The organism is Microbacterium sp. Se63.02b, from assembly GCF_014171575.1.
GTDB lineage: Bacteria > Actinomycetota > Actinomycetes > Actinomycetales > Microbacteriaceae > Microbacterium.
In genome coordinates, this window is sequence record NZ_CP050453.1 from 1,194,349 (window position 1) to 1,211,780 (window position 17,432).

General features: G+C 69.8%; 15 protein-coding genes, 3 pseudogenes and 1 riboswitch. Of the genes and pseudogenes, 5 read left to right on the forward strand and 13 right to left on the reverse strand.

Annotation, left to right across the window (positions count from 1 at the left end):
* The first annotated feature begins 47 nt into the window (after positions 1–47).
* The 3 genes and pseudogenes from G4G29_RS05965 to nagB all read left to right on the forward strand — a co-directional run bounded on the left by G4G29_RS05965 (position 48) and on the right by nagB (position 3,011).
* Positions 48–1,234: pseudogene (locus G4G29_RS05965) on the forward strand (ROK family transcriptional regulator).
* Between the two features lie 40 nt (positions 1,235–1,274).
* Positions 1,275–2,239 (forward strand): annotated as a pseudogene (locus tag G4G29_RS05970) (ROK family protein).
* Positions 2,232–3,011: a glucosamine-6-phosphate deaminase gene (nagB, locus tag G4G29_RS05975; protein ID WP_183152163.1), complete on the forward strand. Its 780-nt coding sequence runs from the start codon at positions 2,232–2,234 to the stop codon at positions 3,009–3,011. The pseudogene G4G29_RS05970 and the gene nagB overlap by 8 nt, the downstream one beginning before the upstream one ends.
* A 66-nt stretch (positions 3,012–3,077) precedes the next feature.
* On the opposite strand, the gene G4G29_RS05980 is transcribed toward nagB, so the two are convergent.
* From G4G29_RS05980 to G4G29_RS06010, 7 genes are all read right to left on the reverse strand, one after another.
* On the reverse strand, positions 3,078–3,440 hold the full coding sequence (locus G4G29_RS05980; RefSeq protein WP_345941158.1) for an NUDIX domain-containing protein: 363 nt from the start codon (positions 3,438–3,440) through the stop codon (positions 3,078–3,080).
* Positions 3,433–4,791: an FAD-linked oxidase C-terminal domain-containing protein gene (locus G4G29_RS05985; RefSeq protein WP_183152164.1), complete on the reverse strand. Its 1,359-nt coding sequence runs from the start codon at positions 4,789–4,791 to the stop codon at positions 3,433–3,435. The genes G4G29_RS05980 and G4G29_RS05985 overlap by 8 nt, the downstream gene beginning before the upstream one ends.
* Before the next feature lie 23 nt (positions 4,792–4,814).
* Entirely contained in the window at positions 4,815–5,186 is a 372-nt protein-coding gene (locus tag G4G29_RS05990) for a YrdB family protein (protein WP_183152165.1), read from the reverse strand.
* Between the two features lie 9 nt (positions 5,187–5,195).
* Positions 5,196–6,410: a hypothetical protein gene (locus G4G29_RS21455; protein ID WP_220174033.1), complete on the reverse strand. Its 1,215-nt coding sequence runs from the start codon at positions 6,408–6,410 to the stop codon at positions 5,196–5,198.
* Positions 6,407–7,288 carry a sigma-70 family RNA polymerase sigma factor gene (locus G4G29_RS06000; RefSeq protein WP_210274244.1) on the reverse strand — a complete coding sequence of 294 codons (882 nt, stop codon included), beginning with the start codon at positions 7,286–7,288 and terminating at the stop codon, positions 6,407–6,409. The genes G4G29_RS21455 and G4G29_RS06000 overlap by 4 nt, the downstream gene beginning before the upstream one ends.
* Positions 7,289–7,999: 711 nt before the next feature.
* Positions 8,000–9,085, reverse strand: a complete 1,086-nt coding sequence (locus G4G29_RS06005; RefSeq protein WP_345941160.1) for an amidohydrolase family protein — start codon at positions 9,083–9,085, stop codon at positions 8,000–8,002.
* A complete protein-coding gene (locus tag G4G29_RS06010) occupies positions 9,021–10,679 on the reverse strand; it encodes a family 20 glycosylhydrolase (RefSeq protein ID WP_244632445.1) in 1,659 nt (552 codons plus the stop codon). Before G4G29_RS06010 ends, G4G29_RS06005 begins: the two co-directional genes overlap by 65 nt.
* A gap of 107 nt (positions 10,680–10,786) precedes the next feature.
* Positions 10,787–10,871, forward strand: a riboswitch (ZMP/ZTP riboswitch).
* A 39-nt stretch (positions 10,872–10,910) separates the two neighbouring features.
* On the opposite strand from G4G29_RS06010, the gene glyA reads away from it, so the two are divergent.
* Positions 10,911–12,185 (forward strand): serine hydroxymethyltransferase, encoded by a 1,275-nt coding sequence (glyA, locus tag G4G29_RS06015; RefSeq protein WP_183152168.1) that lies wholly within the window; start codon positions 10,911–10,913, stop codon positions 12,183–12,185.
* Between the two features lie 153 nt (positions 12,186–12,338).
* On the forward strand, positions 12,339–13,220 hold the full coding sequence (locus G4G29_RS06020; protein WP_183152169.1) for a bifunctional methylenetetrahydrofolate dehydrogenase/methenyltetrahydrofolate cyclohydrolase: 882 nt from the start codon (positions 12,339–12,341) through the stop codon (positions 13,218–13,220).
* A gap of 24 nt (positions 13,221–13,244) precedes the next feature.
* On the opposite strand, the gene G4G29_RS06025 is transcribed toward G4G29_RS06020, so the two are convergent.
* The 6 genes and pseudogenes from G4G29_RS06025 to G4G29_RS06045 form a co-directional block, all read right to left on the reverse strand.
* Positions 13,245–13,805: a hypothetical protein gene (locus G4G29_RS06025; RefSeq protein ID WP_183152170.1), complete on the reverse strand. Its 561-nt coding sequence runs from the start codon at positions 13,803–13,805 to the stop codon at positions 13,245–13,247.
* Between the two features lie 45 nt (positions 13,806–13,850).
* Complete coding sequence (locus G4G29_RS21460; protein WP_244632446.1) at positions 13,851–14,321, reverse strand: hypothetical protein; 471 nt, start codon at positions 14,319–14,321, stop codon at positions 13,851–13,853.
* A complete protein-coding gene (locus G4G29_RS21465) occupies positions 14,318–14,938 on the reverse strand; it encodes an N-formylglutamate amidohydrolase (RefSeq protein ID WP_244632447.1) in 621 nt (206 codons plus the stop codon). The genes G4G29_RS21460 and G4G29_RS21465 overlap by 4 nt, the downstream gene beginning before the upstream one ends.
* A 32-nt stretch (positions 14,939–14,970) precedes the next feature.
* The gene (locus G4G29_RS06035; RefSeq protein WP_183152171.1) at positions 14,971–15,693 is read right to left on the reverse strand and encodes a DUF6882 domain-containing protein; all 723 of its coding nucleotides are present in this window, start codon (positions 15,691–15,693) and stop codon (positions 14,971–14,973) included.
* Positions 15,694–15,857: 164 nt separating this feature from the next.
* Positions 15,858–16,657 (reverse strand): annotated as a pseudogene (locus G4G29_RS06040) (aldolase/citrate lyase family protein).
* Entirely contained in the window at positions 16,642–17,427 is a 786-nt protein-coding gene (locus tag G4G29_RS06045) for a fumarylacetoacetate hydrolase family protein (protein WP_183152172.1), read from the reverse strand. Before G4G29_RS06045 ends, G4G29_RS06040 begins: the two are co-directional and overlap by 16 nt.
* Positions 17,428–17,432: the final 5 nt, after the last annotated feature.

Here is a 17,432-nt window from a genome sequence, read left to right on the forward strand (position 1 = left end):
GCGGGCAGAGGTTGCGTAAATTTTGTTCGTAAGGTCTACTAACAAACATGTCCGTTTCGGATGAACAGCGCCCCGCGTCGCCGGCAGAGTACCTCGGCGCGAACTCGCACGCCTTCGGCCCCGGGCGGCACCTGCGCTCGCGCTCCAAAGTGCTCCCTGAGCACGCTCGCGGGCACAACCGGGCACTCGTGCTTCAGACGCTGTATCACGCCGGAGCCATGAGCCGCGCCGATCTCTCGCGCGAGACGGGGCTGACCAGGGTGACGATCTCCGATCTGGTCGCGGAGTTCATCGCCGACGGCATCGTGATCGAGATGGGCGTCCGCGAAGCCGTGGGCCCAGGTAAGCCGCCGATCCTGATCGACATCGACCGGTTCGGCCACCAGATCCTCGGCCTCGACCTCTCCGGTCCCAGTGCGTTCACCGGGGCGGTGCTCAGCCTCGACGGCGACGTCCTGGAGCGACGTGAGGTGCCGCGTCCCGAGTCGCCCGACGGCGAAGCAGCGTATGCGGCGCTGCACGAGTTGGCGCAGACGCTCGTCGCCGCCTCGACGCAGCCGCTGCTGGGCGTCGGCATCGGCACGCCCGGTGTCGTGCGACCCGACGGTCTCGTCCTCAGCTCTCCCAACCTGGGCTGGACCGACTTCCCGCTGGAGGCGAAGCTCGGCGTCGACCTCGACCTGCCCGTCCTCGCCAGGAACGATGCCAACGCCGCCGTGCTCGCCGAGTACACGTTCGGCGACGCGAAGGCCGACTTCATGCTGATCAAGATCGGCCGAGGGGTCGGCGCCGGCCTCATCACCGGGAGCCAGCCGCTGCTCGGCAGTCGCTTCGCGGCGGGGAGATCGGTCACGTCGTGGTCGGCACGGACGGCGGGCCACGGTGCGCGTGCGGCAAGGACGGATGCCTCGAAGCCTGGCTCAGCGTCAGCCGCCTCGGTGCCGCGATCGCCGCCGATCCTGCCGCGCGGGATGAGATCCTGCGCGATGCCGGGACCCGCATGGCCATCGCCATCGCCCCGATCGTCGCCGCGCTCGACCTCTCCGAAGTCGTGCTCTCCGGACCCGCTGACCTGCTCGACGGCATCCTCATCGACGCCGCGATCGAGACCCTGCACGCGCGGACTCTCGAGGGCGTGTTCGAGGACGTAGAGGTGCGTCTCACGCACCAGGACGACATCGTGCTGCGCGGGGCCGCGGTGATGGTCCTCTCCGGTCAGTTGGGAGTGTCGTGACGACTGCTCTCGCCGCCGGCACTGCAGGGCGTGGCATCTGATGACCGATGCGGGCACCGCCGACCGTTCCGGTCGGCCGATTCGTGTGGGCCTCGACGTCGGCGGCACCAAGATCGATGCCGTGGCCGTCGATGCCGCCGGTGAGATCATCGGGAGGCTGCGTCGCCCGACCGGGTGGGGAGACGACGCGGTCGTCGAGAGCATCGTCACCGCGGTCGCGACGCTCGCCGACGAGACGGGTCTGACGGTCTCGCGTACCGGCTCCGTCGGGATCGGCATCCCCGGACTCGTCGACGCCGAGGCTGGACGAGTGGACCACGCCGTCAACCTCGGGGTCGAGTCCCTGGACCTCGCCGACCGTGCCGAGCGTGCACTCGGTGTGCCCTTCCGGGTGGAGAACGACGTGAAGGCCGCTGCGCTCGGCGCGGCCGCGCTCAGCGGCGTGTCCGGGTCGATGGCGTACCTCAACCTGGGCACAGGGGTCGCCGCAGGGATCGTGATCGACGGGCGGATCTGGCGTGGTGCGCGCGGCACCGCCGGCGAGGTGGGGCACCTCTCGGTCGACCCGAACGGGCGTCTGTGCGGATGCGGACAGCGCGGGTGCATCGAGACCTTCTGCGGCGGTGGCGCCCTCGCCAAGGCGTGGGGACGACCGGGGGCTCTTCCCATCCGCGACATCTTCGACGCCGCGGACGCGGGTGACCCGCTGGCCCTCGCGCTGCGTGACGATCTCCACCACGGCGCGGCCGCCGCAGTGCGGGTGCTCGTGCTGTCGGCCGACGTCGAGACCGTGATCATCGGGGAGGCCTGACCGCGCTCGGCGGACGCCTCGAAGACGGAATCCGCGCGGCGCTGCATGCGGGCGCCGAGGCTTCGCCGTTCATGCGGTCGCTCCGGCTGGATGAGAGAATCGAACTGCTGTCCGCGGGGTCTCCCGCCGCCGCTTTCGGCGCCGCGCTCGTCGGCGCCTCCCTCACAGAGAAGGAGATCGTCCCGCATGGCTGAGGTCGTCATCGTCGAGAATGCCGAGGCCGCCGGTGAGTTGGTCGCCACAGAGATCGTCGAGTTGATCGACCGGCGTGCCGACGCGGTGCTCGGTCTCGCCACGGGCTCGACCCCGCTGCCCGTGTACCAGGCGCTGCGCTCGAAGCTCGCCGGCCGCGACGTCTCCCAGGTGCGCGGCTTCGCGTTGGACGAGTACGTGGGCATCGACCCGACCCACCCGGAGAGCTACCGCTCGGTCATCACGCGCGAGGTCGTCGAACCGCTCGGGCTCGACCCGCAGCGCATCCATGTGCCCAACGGCGCGCTCGCGACGATCCAGCACGCGGGCGACGACTACGAGGCCGCCATCGACGCGGCGGGTGGCGTCGATCTGCAGATCCTCGGAATCGGCACCGACGGGCACATCGGCTTCAATGAGCCCGGCTCGTCGTTCGCCTCCCGTACGCGCGTCAAGACGCTCACCGAGCAGACCCGCGAAGACAACGCCCGCTTCTTCGACTCGATCGACGACGTGCCGATGCACTGCATCACGCAGGGGCTCGGCACCATCCTGAAGGCGCGCCACCTCGTGCTGCTGGCCTTCGGTGCAGGCAAGGCCGAGGCCGTGGCCGGCGCCGTCGAAGGACCGCTCACGGCACTTCTGCCCGGCTCCGCGATCCAGCTCCACCCGCACGCGACGATCGTCGTCGACGAAGCCGCCGCGTCGCGCCTCTCGCTCGCCGACTACTACCGCTACACCTTCGCCAACAAGCCCGAGTGGCAGGGCATCTGACGCACGCCGAGCGTGCTCAGTCCTGCGCGAGCGCAGGCCACGCGATCGGCAGCAGGTGCTCTGTGCTCAGCGGTGCCAGGGCGAGCGTCGGGATGTCCCCTCCCGGGTGATCCAACGGAGTTCGGCGAGTTCGGCCTGGACGGTCACGGCCTCGGGATCGACGGTCGTCGCGAAAGCCTCTGCGACGACACGATGGCCCGGCTCGTTGGCGGCGGCCGAGGCGAACGTTCCCAGAGGTCGGAGGTCGCGCTCCTCCAGGAGCAGCCCCAGCTCTTCGTGGAGTTCGCGGATCAGCGTCTGGGCGGGGGACTCGCCGGGCTCGGGCTTTCCGCCCGGTTGCATGAAGGTCGTCGTGCCCTCCTTGCGGACGACGAGGACGCGCCCGTCGTCGTCGACGATCACAGCCGCGCTCACGTGGATGTCAGGCATCGAAGACCTTCCCTGGGTTGAGGATGCCGAGCGGATCGAACACCGCCGCGATCTGCCGCTGGAGGTGCCACTGGTCGTCTCCCAGCTCCTCGGCGAGCCAACGTCGCTTGAGCACGCCGATGCCGTGCTCTCCGGTGAGCGTCCCGCCGAGCCGGATGGCGGCGCGGAACAGGTCGTCTGCGGCCGCCCACACCTCTGGGGGGACCTCGGGTCCGTCGAACAGGAAGTTCGGATGCAGGTTGCCGTCGCCGGCATGGGCGACGGTCGGGATGCGCAGACCGTACTCCCGTTCGATACGGGCGATCTCGTCGAACATCGCGGGCATCGCGCTTCGCGGCACCGCGACATCTTCGATCAGGGAAGTGCCCAGCGACGCCATCGCCGCGTGCATCGACCGCCGGATCGCGAGTAGACGCTCTCCTTCGGTTCTGTCGTGCGAGACGACCGTGCTTCCGTCATGCGCTCGCAGGATGTCCGCGATCGCCTCTGCCTCGGCGCGCGCGGCGGGTCCGTCGGTCTGGATCGTGAGCTGCGCGGCGCCCGTCGTCGGCGCGGGAAGGGCGAGGAGCGCATGCACCGCCTCGAGGCTGGCGGCATCCATGAGCTCCATGATCGCCGGTTGCACCCCGGCTGCGGTCACGGCGGCCGACGCCGCAGCAGCCGCTCGGACACCGGGGAAGGTCGCAGCGATCGTGCACGTGTCGCCGGGGACCAGCCGACGCAGTTTGAGTGTCGCTCCCACCACGACCCCCAGAGTCCCCTCGGAGCCGACCACGAGCGCGGTGAGGTCCAGGCCGGTGACGCCCTTGACGCTGCGGTGGCCGAGGTGCAGCAGGCGACCGTCGGCGAGCACGAGATCGACGCCGAGGACGGCATCGCGCACGACACCGTACTTCGCGCACAGGAGACCGCCCGCACCTGTGGCGATGTTGCCGCCGACGGTGGAGATGTCTCGGCTGGCGGGGTCGGGGGCCCACCACAGCCCGTGGCGGCCGAGCTCGGCGTTGAGATCCGCATTCAAGATGCCCGGTTCGACGACGGCGAGCAGATCGTCGGCCCGTACCTCGCGGATCGCGGTCATCCGTCGCACGGACAGCACGATCTCGCCCGTTCCCGCATTGGCGGCGCCCGCCAGACCGGTGCCGGCCCCACGGACCACGACGGGAGTGCGCGTGGCGGTGGCGATGCGAAGGGTCTGCTGGACGTCTTCGACGCTCTCGGCATGGACGACCGCGACCGGGAGTCCTGCCGCCGCGTGACCGGAACGGTCGGCCCTCGCCTCCTCGAGCGATGCGCGGCTGGTGTCCACGAGCGCTCCGAGCGACTCCTGCAGCTGCGACAGCACGCTCACGTCAGGCGCTCACGACAGGGCGGTCACGACAGTGCGCGGCGGCCGCTGAGCACGCCGGCGACGACGGCGACGAGGGCGAAGGCGGTACCGATCAGAGCTTGCCCCATCGACCACCAGGCGATGGTGACGCCGACGTAGATCAGCAGTTCGACCGCGGCGCGGAGGAAGGGGTGCACCCGGAGCATGGCTCGGGGTGACAGGAAGAGCGCCCAGATCAGGACGACGATGACGGGAGCCCCGATCCCGATGATGATGTTCCACGGAAGCGACCAGCTGGCGAAGCCCCAGAGCGCGAGCGAAGCGACCGCGACCACCAGGACGATGGTGCGGACGATGTCGAGCGCGGTGATGGTCGGGCGCTCGACGCCGGGAACGGGTGCGGGATCCGAGGACATGGATCCAGTCTATTCGGCGGGCGGGGCGTCCTCAGCCGGAGCGGCAGGGGTCTCGGCGGACTCGGCCTCGACGGGAGCCGCGAGCGGCGCCGACTCGACGGCCTCAGGTGCAGGCGCGGACTCCGGCGCGGGTGCGGGTTCCGGCGCGGGTGCGGGCTCCGGTGCCGGCGCGGGCTCGGGTGCCGGAGCAGACTCGGGTGCCGGAGCCACGTCGACCGGTGTCGTCGTCGAGGTACCGGTCCCCACGTTCTCGACGGGCGCGAGAGGCGTCTCCGCGACAGCGGCCGGGTCCTGCGGCTCGTCGGTCGGAACGTCTTCGACCGGTCGCGTGGATTCGAGTGCCAGCAGGGTGGTGCTGGCCGAGGGGCCGATCTCGCCGTCGAGCAGATAACGGAAGGTCACCGTCGTCCGGCCGGCGAACAGGTATTGGAAGAGGCTCGGACGGAGGTCGATCGTCCCGAGCCCGGCGTCGTCGAGGACGATGCTGTCTCCGCCGCCGCTGCTTCCGTCCAGCAGTGCCTCGACCGTCGTGCCCGGTGCGCCGGTGACGGGGACGCTGTAGTGGACGGTCAGATCGTCGAACCAGATGGTGGCGAGATCCCAGGTCGGAGCCTCGGTGGGAACGGCCGGGTCCACGGGGTCCACAGGGTCCACGGGGTCGACCGGGTCCACGGGGTCGACCGGGTCCACGGGGTCGACCGGGTCCACGGGGTCGACCGGGTCCACGGGGTCCACGGGGTCGACCGGGTCCACGACTGGAGGAACGACGACCGGAGGAACCACGACCGGAGGGGCCACGACCGGTCCGGTCTGCTCCGCCGCCGGTTCGTTGGTCTCGTCTTCCACCGGGGTGACGGGCGCCTCCTCCGGAACGGTGACGGGCGGCTCGATGACGATCGGCTCGTCGAGGTTCATCGATTCATCGGGGCCGACATCGGATGTGATCGACGACGCATCCTGGTCGCCCGCGCTGGGGAGCGAGGTCGCGGGATCGGCACCCGTGAGCCCGGGGATGATGGTGGCTGCGGCGACGACACCCGCGACGACGAGCGCCGCGGATCCGGCTCCGACGAGGGCGCCGATTCCGGTGAACACGCCACCAGCGGCTCCTGCTCCGGCCGCACCGGCTGCACCGCCTCCTGCGGCACCTCCCGCGCTGCTGCCGGCTCCGCCGGCCGTTCCGCCGCCGGAGCCATGGGCGCCGGACGTGCTGCCCGCGGTCACGGCAGGGCCCGACACATCACCGCCGAACACCGCCCCGGGATGTCGGAGGGCATCGCGGCGAGTGCGACGATCGGCGTGCCTGCACCCTGCAGCGTCGCGAGATACCCCGAGGCGCCGGTGACGCCCAGCACGAGCGGCAGCAGCACGAGTGCGAGACGCTTCGAGACGTCTTTGGCCTCGGCGGCCACGATCATGCATCGTGCGCACTCGTCGAGGTGCAGTTCGAGGCGCTTGAGGTCGCGTGTGCTGAGGTTTCCTCGTGAGTATGCGCCGAGGTGCTCGATGGTCCACTGACATTCGGAGCCCTCGGCCGCACTGCGCAGGTGTGCTTGGACCCAGGCTTCGCGCAGGCCCTCGCGTGCACGGAACGCGAGCTGCGACACGGCGCCGGACTTCATCCCGAGGAGACGGCCGACCTCCTGGGGCTTCATCTGCTCGATCTCGGTGTACCAGAGCACTTCCTGCCAGCGGGAGGGAAGACTCCGGAACGCCTGCGCGGTGAGGCTCCGATCGAGAGCCTCGTTCTCGGCCTGATCGGTCGTCTCGGGATCGGCCACCGAGTCGAGCTCGTCGATCGCGGTCTCGCGGCGTGCGCGCCCCCAGCCTGCGGCGGTGTTGCGGATGCTCGTGAACAGATAGGCGCGGAAGGAGCCGTTCGGTCCGCCGCCCTTGATGATCGCCTGGTAGATGCGGGTGTACGCCTCCTGCACCAGGTCGTCGGGATCGATCGACGAGGTGATCGATCGCGCGACGGCGATGCCGGAAGGATAGTGTCGCCGCCAGAGTTCACCGAACGCCCCCGTGTCGCCCGAGCGGGCGCGGAGGATCAGGTCGGCATCGCCGATCGGCTGGTCGTCTGTCGTGTTCTCTTCGTGCACAATCATCCATCTGTCGCGGGGCGCGGATGCGTCTCTACAGGGGAGACGCGGGAAAGCGCCGCTTATCACGCGACTTCTCCATTCTCTCGCGAATCTCCCAGGGAAGCCACCTTTCGCGACAATTCCGAGACGATGCCCGGCTTCGCGAGCCCGCCGATCCGGGGTCCATGCGACCGGCGTCGGACGTTCTCGAAGGATTTTCACGAAGTCGCGTAATGAACCGTGGGGGTCGTCGTCTCATCCCATGGAGACAGCCATACGAACTCCTCCGGGGGCGGAGTTCAGGCGCTGGTGCGAGCGGCAACTGCACCGGTCGGGTGGGTCGGGAACCTCGGGGGAGGAGTCCTCGCCCGCCCAGCTCTGAAGAGGGAACGGGGCCGCCGCTCTGGGGAACGGTGGCCCCCCGTTCCGTCGGGATGGGGTTCGACAGGACTTCTCGAAGAATTTTCGAGAAATCGCGTAATGAATCGATGAGGCTGCCGTCTCATCCCATAGAGACAGCCGTACGAACTCCTCCGGGGGGCGGAGTTCAGGCGCTGGTGCGAGGGGCAACTGCACCGGCCGGGTGGGTCGGGAACCTCGGGGGAGGAGTCCCGGCCCCCCTTCTCTGGAGGGGGAACGGGGTCGCCGATCTGGGGAACGGCGACCCCCCGCCCTCGACACGCACGACCGGAGAGCGCAGAGCTGCGCGTCGCGCGAATGCGTGCTCGTTCAGCCGAGCAGCTTTGGTCCCGACCACACACGCGCGATGCGCAGTTCCGCATCCATCAGCACGGCGTCGCCGAGCATCCCGGGGCGCAGGCTCCCGAGCGCGGCCTCCCGTCCGATCGCTCTCGCCGGCGTCTCCGTCAAGGCACGCACGCCCTCGACCAGGGGCACGCCCGCAGCGACCGCGCGCTGCAACGCGACGTCCTGCGTGAGGGTCGATCCCGCGATCGAGCCGGTGTCGTCCGCCCGTGCCACGCCGTCTTCGACCGTGACGCTCACGGCACCGAGGTCGTAATGACCGTCGGCACTGCCCGCGGCGGCCATCGCATCGGTGATCAGCGCCACGCGACCAGGGGCGGCGTCGAACACCAGCTTGACCACGTGGGGGTCGAGGTGCACGTCGTCGGCGATGGCCTCGAGCACGACCCGATGGTCGGCGGCTGCGGCGAGCACCGGCCCCGGAGCGCGGTGGTGGATACCGGGCATCGCGTTGAACGCGTGGGTGAGGATCGACGCTCCCGCTTCGAACGCGGCGACCGCCATCTCGGCATCCGCGTCGGTGTGCCCGACCGCGGCAGCGGATCCGGCAGCGACGATCCGCCGGATGGCGTCGAGTCCGCCGGGGAGCTCCGGCGCGATCGTGACCTGCCGCACCGTCCCGCGTCCGGCCTCCAGCAGCCGCTCGACGTCGGCGGCGTCGGGGTGACGCAGCAGCGAGGGCTCGTGGGCGCCGTGATGGCCGGGGTCGAGGAAGGGCCCCTCGAGGTGAGAGCCAAGGATGTCGGCGTCGGTGTCGGTCAGATCCGCGATGGTGGCCACGCTTCGCGCCAGTTCGTCCAGCGGTGCCGTCACGAGTGACACGACCGCGCGGGTGGTCCCGTGTGCACGGTGCAGCTCTCGCGCGGTGCGGATCGCCTCGACGCCGTCGTCGAACGACGCCCCGGCACCGCCGTGCCCGTGGATGTCGATGAAACCGGGAGTGAGCACGGCGCCGGGACCCGCGACCGCGGCGGCATCGATCACCTCATCGGCCGGATCCCACGTCGAGCCGGTTCCGCGGGCGGTGACGATGCCGCCTTCGATGCGCACCCACCCGTCGTCGAGGCTCTCGCCGCGGTCGATGATCCGCGCGGAGTGGATGACCAGCGAACCGGTCGGGAAGGAATGGGTGCTCAACGTGCGCTCCAGGGGATCTCGTCGGCGGGATGGAACTCGACCCCTTCAGCCTTCCACAGGGGCGCGAGCGATCCGACGCGCACACGGAACGACGCCCACACTCGATCGGGAGCCTCTCTCGGCGACCACGCGACCTCGGCCTGGGCCGCGGCCCGGGGAACACCAGCTGCTCGACCTCGCCGAGCGTGCGCGTGGTCTCGGACCACAGCGGCGCCTCGATGCCGAGGATCGCGGACTCCGGTACGTCGAGGATCGCGGTCGGCTCCCACTCGTAGGCGGTGCGGACGTCGATGACCGCGGCCCACGTGAGTCCGAGCGGGAAGTCATCGGTGTACTTCATGTCGAGGTAGGTGACGTTCGCGGCGGACATGATCAGTGCCCCTCCGCGCTCGACGAAGTGGGCCGCCTCCTCGGCATGCGCACCTGCGGGGGTGGTCATCCCCCAGTACTGTCCGACCGTGCCCTCGGCGATACCCGCCGCTGATCCCATCTCGTGCCACGCGATCGGGATCTTCCCTGCCTCGACGACGATCTCCGTCGCGCGTTCGGCGAACAGGTCGAAGTCGGCCTGAGGCGTCCCGAGCGATTCGTCGCCCCCGATGTGGATGTACGGGCCGGGGGTCATCTCTGCCAGCTCGCGTACGACGTCGCGGACGAATCCGTAGGTGCGCTCCTCGTGGATGCGAACGCTGGAATGCCCGACGCCCCACCCCAGGTACGGTTTCCCGGCCTCGGGCAGCGGCTGTTCGAGGCGCTGCGAGTCGGCGACGAGGGTGTCGTTGAGGACCGGGGCCTCCACGAGTTCGGGATAGGCCACTCCGATCGCATGCGTGTGCCCCGGCAGGTCGATCTCGGGGATGACGATCATGTGCCGCGACGCCGCATACGCGACGATCTCACGGTAGTCGTCCTTCGTGTAGAAGCCTCCGGGGTGGCCGTCGACGGAGCTGCCGGCGGACAGCTGCGTCAATCGCGGCCACGAGTCGATGTGCACACGCCACCCCTGATCGTCGCTGAGGTGCAGGTGCAGGTGGTTGAGCTTGAGGGCGCTGGTGCTGTCGATGAACCTCTTCACGTCGTCCACACCGAAGAAGTGCCGTGCCACATCGAGCATCACACCGCGCCGAGGGAAGCGTGGCGAGTCCGCGACGTCCGCACCGAGAACGCTCCAGCCGGTGTCGTCCTGCCGCAGCAGTTGCAACAGTGTCTGGACACCGTAGAAGAGGCCGGCCTCGTCGGCGCCGATGATGACCGCGCGCTCGCCGACCTCGAGCGTGTAGCCCTCCGGTGCCGAGGATTCCGGATCCACGAACAGCTCGATCTCCGCAGGCGCCGTCTCGACAGGGGTGAGACGGATGCCGGTGCGCCGCTCCACCGCGGCGAGCAGCTGGGCCGCCGCCGGCGAGTGGCCGAGCACGCGCGTCGTCGCGGTGATCGGCATCCGTCCCTCCCGTGCGATGGCGGAGACGGGCGCTGGTACGAGCGGGAGAGGATGAGGAAGGACCATGAACAAAACCTACCGGCCGTGATCGTCGAGCGGAATGGGGAAGTCGAATCGATTCTGCGACCAGGGCCGAAACGGCAGCGTTCCCGTGGGCCGACATCCGCTATGCTCGTACTCGTCGCGACTGGCGTCTGGGTGGACTACCACCGGGGAGCGACTGACCACGGAATTCGACCGCGCGCCTGGGCCGATAGGAACACCCCTTCGAATCCGTCGTCAAAGGAGCATGTCACCATGACCGACCGTTACTTCAACGCCCCGCTCGCCGAAGTCGATCCGGAGATCGCCGAGGTGCTCGACCGGGAGCTGAAGCGCCAGCAGACCTTCCTCGAGATGATCGCGTCCGAGAACTTCGTTCCCGTCTCGGTGCTGCAGTCGCAGGGTTCCGTGCTCACGAACAAGTACGCCGAGGGGTACCCCGGACGCCGGTACTACGGCGGCTGCGAAGAGGTCGACGTCGCGGAGTCCCTCGCGATCGAGCGGGCGAAGAGCCTGTTCGGCGCGGAGTTCGCGAATGTGCAGCCGCATTCCGGCGCCTCCGCCAACGCGGCCGTCCTGCACGCGATCGCGCGCCCCGGCGATACGCTGCTCGGTCTCTCCCTCGACCAGGGCGGTCACCTCACGCACGGCATGAAGATCAACTTCTCCGGCCGGCTCTACGACATCGTCGCCTACGGCGTCGACCCCGAGACCTCGACCATCGACATGGCAGAGGTGCGTCGCCTCGCGATCGAGCACAAGCCGAAGGTCATCATCGCCGGCTGGTCGGCATATCCGCGCACGATGGACTTCGCGGCGTTCCGCGAGATCGCCGACGAGGTGGGCGCCCTGCTCTGGGTCGACATGGCGCACTTCGCCGGACTGGTCGCCGCAGGGCTCCACCCGAACCCGGTGCCGCACGCCCATGTCGTCTCCTCGACCGTGCACAAGACCATCGGCGGCCCCCGCTCGGGCTTCATCCTCACGAACGACGCCGAGCTCGCGAAGAAGATCAACTCCGCCGTGTTCCCCGGCCAGCAGGGCGGTCCGCTCATGCACGTGATCGCCGCCAAGGCGACCGCGTTCAAGCTCGCAGGAACCCCGGAGTTCAAGGAGCGTCAGGAGCGCGTGCTGCGCGGCGCGAAGCTCATCGCCGAGCGCCTGTCGCAGCAGGATGTGAAGGACGCCGGCATCGCCGTGCGTTCGGGCGGCACCGACGTGCACCTCGTACTGGTCGATCTGCGCGACGCCGAGGTCGACGGCAAGCAGGCAGAGGACCTCCTCCACGACATCCACATCACGGTCAATCGCAACGCCGTGCCGAACGACCCCCGGCCGCCGATGGTGACCTCGGGCCTGCGCATCGGCACCCCGGCGCTCGCGACCCGCGGGTTCGGGGATGCCGAATTCACCGAGGTGGCCGACATCATCGCGCTCGCGCTGCTCCCCGGGGCCGACGTCGAGTCGCTGCGCACCCGCGTCGATGCTCTCGCCGCGTCGTTCCCGCTGTACCCCGACCTGCAGCAGTAGCCCCTCGCCTCGCCCGCCCCTCGCCTCTGTCGCGAGCGCGCGGGACGCTGCCGAGTGCACGGCTTGTCCACGCGAACAGGCCGTGCACTCGACGAGGAACCGTGCGCTCGGCGGAGACGACAGGGCGTATGACGCACGACGGAAGGAAGAGACATGACCGCGAAGATCCTGGACGGGAAGGCCGCATCGGCCGCCATCCGCGCAGAGCTGACCGAGCGCGTCGCTGCGCTGAAGGACAAGGGCATCACGCCGGGCATCGCCACCGTGCTGGTGGGCGGCGATCCGGCATCGCAGCTGTACGTGGGCATGAAGCATCGGCAGTCCGAGGCGATCGGGATGAACTCGATCCAGCGCGAACTGCCCGCCGACGCGACGCAGGCCGAGGTCGAGGCGTTGATCGACGAGCTCAACGCCGACCCCGCATGTCACGGCTACATCATCGTGCAGCTGCCGCTGCCGAAGCACCTCGACACCGATGCGATCCTCGAGCGGATCGACCCCGCGAAGGACGCGGACGGCCTGCACCCGACGAACCTCGGACGCCTGGTGCTCAACGTCAACGGGCCGATCCACACGCCGCTGCCCTGCACGCCGCGCGGCGTGATCGAGCTGCTGCTGCGCAACGACTACGACCTCAGGGGCACGCACGTGGTCGTCGTCGGCCGTGGCGTCACGATCGGCCGTTCGATCGGGCTGCTGCTGACCCGCCGCGAACTGAACGCCACGGTGACCCTCACCCACACCGGCACGGTCGACATGCCGCGATACCTGCGTGAGGCCGACGTGATCGTCGCCGCGGCGGGCGTCAAGCACCTGATCCGGCCCGAGGACGTGAAGCCAGGAGCAGCAGTGCTCGACGTCGGCGTGACCAGGGAGACCGACGCCGAGACGGGCAAGAGCCTGGTGTTCGGTGATGTGGCACCCGGCGTCGCCGACGTCGCGGGATACATCTCTCCGAACCCCGGTGGCGTCGGCCCCATGACCGTCGCACTGCTCATGACGAACGTCGTGGAGGCGGCGGAACGACTCGTCTGACGCCCGCGCGAGGGCGGATCGGGGTCAGCCGAGTTCGTCGAGCATCCGACGCTGCTCCGGCGTCAGGCCGTCCTTCAACTCCTCGCGGGCGGCGGCCGTCTCGCGGGTCTCCGCTGCGGACGGGGTCGCGGCGGGAGCGGGTTCCGTGCCCCGACCCCGGACGCGAGCCTGCACGGAGTCGTAGATCTCTCCGGCCTTCGCGCGCATCCTGTCGTCGATCTGGTCGTAGATCATCCAACCGAACAGCAGCGCGAGCGGCGGAAGCACGAAAGCCCAGAAGCCCGACGCCCGCACGCCGCTCAGCCACACGGTGAGTACCCAGATGACGAGCTCGACGAGATACACGAGCACGTATTGGACGACCTTCTCGCCGGTCTTCGTGCGCTCGGCGGCGGACTTCGCGGCGGATCTGCGGAAAGCTCCCGCCAGCAGCGGCTTCACGAACAGCGCGGCCAGGGTCAGGATGACGCCCGCCCACAGGGCGTTCCACCCGACCGAGACGCCCGGCAGCAGCAGCCCGATCAACAGCAGCACGGCGACATCGAACACGTAGAGGGCGGCGAACCGGACGATTCCGTTCTTCATGCGACCAGCGTCCCACATCCGTGCAGGGTGGTCGAGGACGACGGGTCAGAGCGCGCGGTACAGATCCCAGGAGCGCCGGCTCGCCTCCGCGACCGCGCGCACCTGCGCAGGGTCCTCCCGGATCCATTCCGTTCCCGGCCGATGCAGTTCGGAGACCGCGTCGGCGCCCAGGAGGTACTCGCGCCGGAATTCGGCCTGGACGGCATCGAGTTCGAGCGCCGCCTCCACGGCCTGGTCGGCGAGCTCTCGGAACCGCGCACCCGCGGCACGGATCTCCTGGCTGCCGAGATAGGGCGTGTTGAGCGCCACGGCGTCCGGCTGCTCGACGCGGAACCCGGCACGATGCGCGTCTGCGAGCGCGCGAAGTCGCTCCGGGTCCATGGTCGGAGGGTCCGCCGGATCTCGTTCGTCGCCGCGAGGGTCTCCGCGGTTGGACAGGGCGACGACGGCGGGGAGTCGGTCTTCCGGCGCGCGTGCGACGTCGACCGCGCCATCCCTGGTCGTGGTCGTGTTCATGGTGTCGTGGAACGACAAGCGCGTGAAGCGGCCGCCGACCCGCAGCTTCGCGGCGATGAAGCGTTCGGTGAGAGCGTCTCTCGTGCGCTCGTAGACGCCGAGACCGCGCTCGCCGACCTCGACGAACGCGTGCACCAGGCGCTGCAGTTCGGCGTCGTCCCCGGCACCGCCAGGATCGGGAAGAAGGAGAACGTGACAGGGCGGATCGCATCCACGCCGGAGAGATCCACCTTCTGCCAGGGGCCGGCAGCGCGGGTGCGTTCGATGGCTGTCGTCAGGTCGGCGGCGATGTCGGCCGGACGCGCGCGGTTGGGGTCGCGGACGAGGCGAGGATGAGGGTTGATGACGGCGACGATGCGGCGGTCCCGCTGCGCCCACTCCCGCACGATCGCCGCGGTGGCGACGTCGGTGAAGTCGTACTGCAGCCGTCGGGTGAGCGCGGGGGAGAGGAGGGGCACCAGCTCCTCGGGGATGCGCGCACCCGCATGAGGCGCGCTGACGAGCACGTCGGCCTCGGCGATGGCCTCGTCGAGAGTGCGACTGTCGCTGTCGGCGAAGACCGTGATCTCGTCGGCCGTGAAGGTGCGTCCTGCGGGGATGAGGTCCAGGTCGCTCATGCGCTCATGCTAGCCGTGGCCTCGCCGGCGGGTCAGCCCTGCGCGTGGAGGGTGCTCTCGATCCCGCTGATGCGGGCCCGGTCGTCGAATCGGAAGGTCGCCGTACCCGACGAGTCCGACACCGTGGCTCCGGAGAAGGCCTCGTCGGTCCAGGTGAGGGTCCAGTTCGCGAGGCGCGCGAGATCCCAGACGGACGTGCGTGCGTCGGGGAGGTTCACGCCGGCGAGGACGCGAGGCAGCGCGACGACCGCATCGGCGACGGTGAGCGGGGCGAGCGGAGCATCGAGAAGGAACACCGCGCGCGTTCCGTTGCCCACGGGCGCCGAGTAGTACGGCGAGCGCCCGGTGAGTTCCACGGCCACACCTCCGACCGCGTGAGCGGCCTGAGCGATCCAGTCGTCGTCGCCCGATGCGTCGGCGGGGAACGGCACCTCCGACGTCGTGAGCTCTGCGATGCCGTGCTCGGTGCCGTAGGTGTGCAGCTGGCCGGCGACACCCTGCGCGTCTCCGCTGGGGTGCGCCCAGGCCCACAGCAGCGATCGGGGTCTCGGTGCGATCGTCGCGATCAGGTGCGCGCGCGTGACCAGCTGACGCGTGGGGTCGGCGTTCGCCGTGAACGTCAACGTCCCCGCTGCCATGTCGGCGTCCCAGCGGTGTTCGCCGAGAGCGTCGGCGGCAGCGGAGAAGGCGTCCTGTCGGAGGGCGACGAACAGGGCGGCACGGTCGGCGAGAGGCTGGAGCGCGGCGAAGGTCATGCCCACAGTCTCGCCGGGAATGCTATGAATCCGCTAGTTCACCCGAGGTCGCCACGGCCTACTCCGGGCGTCCCATCCGCCACACGGCAGGCACCAGCAGGGTGAGCAGAGCGACCGCGGCGCCCGGCGGCTGCGCGTTCGAGGCGCGCACCCGACCCGCTGGGTCAGTAGCTGGCGCGGGTGCTTCCGTCCGTGCGGATGAACCGTGCGGCCAGCGCCTCGGAGGCGCGCGCCAGGAGGGCGACGTCGGCGCCAACCGCCACGAAGTCGGCGCCCGCGGCGAGGTACGCATCCGCGGCCGCAGGATCGAACGCGTTCACCCCGACCGGTTTGCCGGCAGCGGTGACCGCCGAGAACACCGAGGACACGGCCGCGGTCACATCGGGATGGGTCTGCTGACCGAGCAGCCCCATCGAGGCGGAGAGATCGGAGGGACCGACGAACACCGCGTCGACGCCGTCGACCGCGGCGATCTCGGCCGCCGCCTCGACACCCGCCGCCGTCTCGATCTGCACGGTGAGGGAGGTGTGCTGCGCGGACTCCTGCAGATAGCGATCGATGCGGTTCCACCGTGCACTGCGGGCCAGGGCGCTGCCCACCCCGCGGACCCCTGCCGGGGATACCGGGTCGCGGCGACAGCGGCGCGCGCTTCGTCAGCGGAGGACACCATCGGCACGATCAGGTTCTGCGCGCCGAGATCGAGGATCTGCTTGATCGCGACCGCATCGTTGGAGGGCACGCGCACCAGCGGTGCGATCGGATACGCGGCGACGGCCTGGAGCTGCAGGAGCACGGATTCGAGAGTGTTCGCCGAGTGCTCCATGTCGATCAGCAGCCAGTCGAGCCCCGACCCTGCGGCGACCTCGGCCAGGAGCGGGCTGCCCGAGCACACCCACATCCCCACGAACGGGTGATCCGCGCCTGCGAGCTGCTCGCGGAAGGAAGGGTCTAGACGAAGCGGCATGCGATTGTTCCCATCGGTCCGTAATCGCACAGCACCTCATCGCCACGCGACACCCACATCGGGCGCGTGAACGATCCTGCCAGGATGATCTCGCCGGCTTCGAGACGCGCGCCGTGCTGATGGAACTTGTTCGCCAGCCACGCCACGCCGGTCGCCGGGTGACCCAGCACCCCGGCGGCCACGCCGGTCTCCTCGATCTCGCCGTTGCGCGAGAGCACGCCAGGCACCCACCGCAGGTCGATCTCGTCCGGACGCTTGTGCACCGTGCCGAGCACCATGGCCCCGTAGGCCGCGTTGTCGCTGATCGTGTCGACGATCGTGCGGCCCTCGAGCTCGATGTGCGAGTTCAGCACCTCGAGGGCCGGCACGGCATAGTCGATCGCGGCGAGGGCGTCTTCGAGCGTGCAGTCCGGACCCTCGAGAGGCTCTTTGAGCACGAAGGCGAGCTCGACCTCGATGCGCACGTTCGAGAAGTGGTCGACCGGGATCTCGGCACCGGACTCGTACACGGTGTCGTCGAACATCACGCCGTAGTCGGGCTCGGTGATACCGGTCGCCTGCTGCATCGCCTTCGACGTCAGGCCGATCTTGCGACCGACGAGCCGGCGCCCTGCCGCGATCTGCGAGTCGCGCCAGACGCCTTGGATCCCATACGAGTCCTCGACCGTCGCCTCCGGGAAACGCGCGGTGATACGGGGGATCACCGCGTGCGCGCGGTCGGCCTCGGCGAGCTCCGCCGCGATCTGGGTGATGGTCTCCGCTGACAGCATCCGAG

Excerpts from the sequence above, each read along its gene's own strand:
- nagB (WP_183152163.1), top strand. The coding sequence starts at position 2,232 with ATGGCTGAGGTCGTCATCGTCGAGAATGCCGAGGCCGCCGGTGAGTTG.
- G4G29_RS05980 (WP_345941158.1), bottom strand. The coding sequence starts at position 3,440 with ATGCCTGACATCCACGTGAGCGCGGCTGTGATCGTCGACGACGACGGG.
- G4G29_RS05990 (WP_183152165.1), bottom strand. The coding sequence starts at position 5,186 with ATGTCCTCGGATCCCGCACCCGTTCCCGGCGTCGAGCGCCCGACCATC.
- G4G29_RS06010 (WP_244632445.1), bottom strand. The coding sequence starts at position 10,679 with ATGGTCCTTCCTCATCCTCTCCCGCTCGTACCAGCGCCCGTCTCCGCC.
- glyA (WP_183152168.1), top strand. The coding sequence starts at position 10,911 with ATGACCGACCGTTACTTCAACGCCCCGCTCGCCGAAGTCGATCCGGAG.
- G4G29_RS06020 (WP_183152169.1), top strand. The coding sequence starts at position 12,339 with ATGACCGCGAAGATCCTGGACGGGAAGGCCGCATCGGCCGCCATCCGC.
- G4G29_RS06025 (WP_183152170.1), bottom strand. The coding sequence starts at position 13,805 with ATGAAGAACGGAATCGTCCGGTTCGCCGCCCTCTACGTGTTCGATGTC.
- G4G29_RS21460 (WP_244632446.1), bottom strand. The coding sequence starts at position 14,321 with ATGAACACGACCACGACCAGGGATGGCGCGGTCGACGTCGCACGCGCG.
- G4G29_RS21465 (WP_244632447.1), bottom strand. The coding sequence starts at position 14,938 with ATGAGCGACCTGGACCTCATCCCCGCAGGACGCACCTTCACGGCCGAC.
- G4G29_RS06035 (WP_183152171.1), bottom strand. The coding sequence starts at position 15,693 with ATGACCTTCGCCGCGCTCCAGCCTCTCGCCGACCGTGCCGCCCTGTTC.
- G4G29_RS06045 (WP_183152172.1), bottom strand. The coding sequence starts at position 17,427 with ATGCTGTCAGCGGAGACCATCACCCAGATCGCGGCGGAGCTCGCCGAG.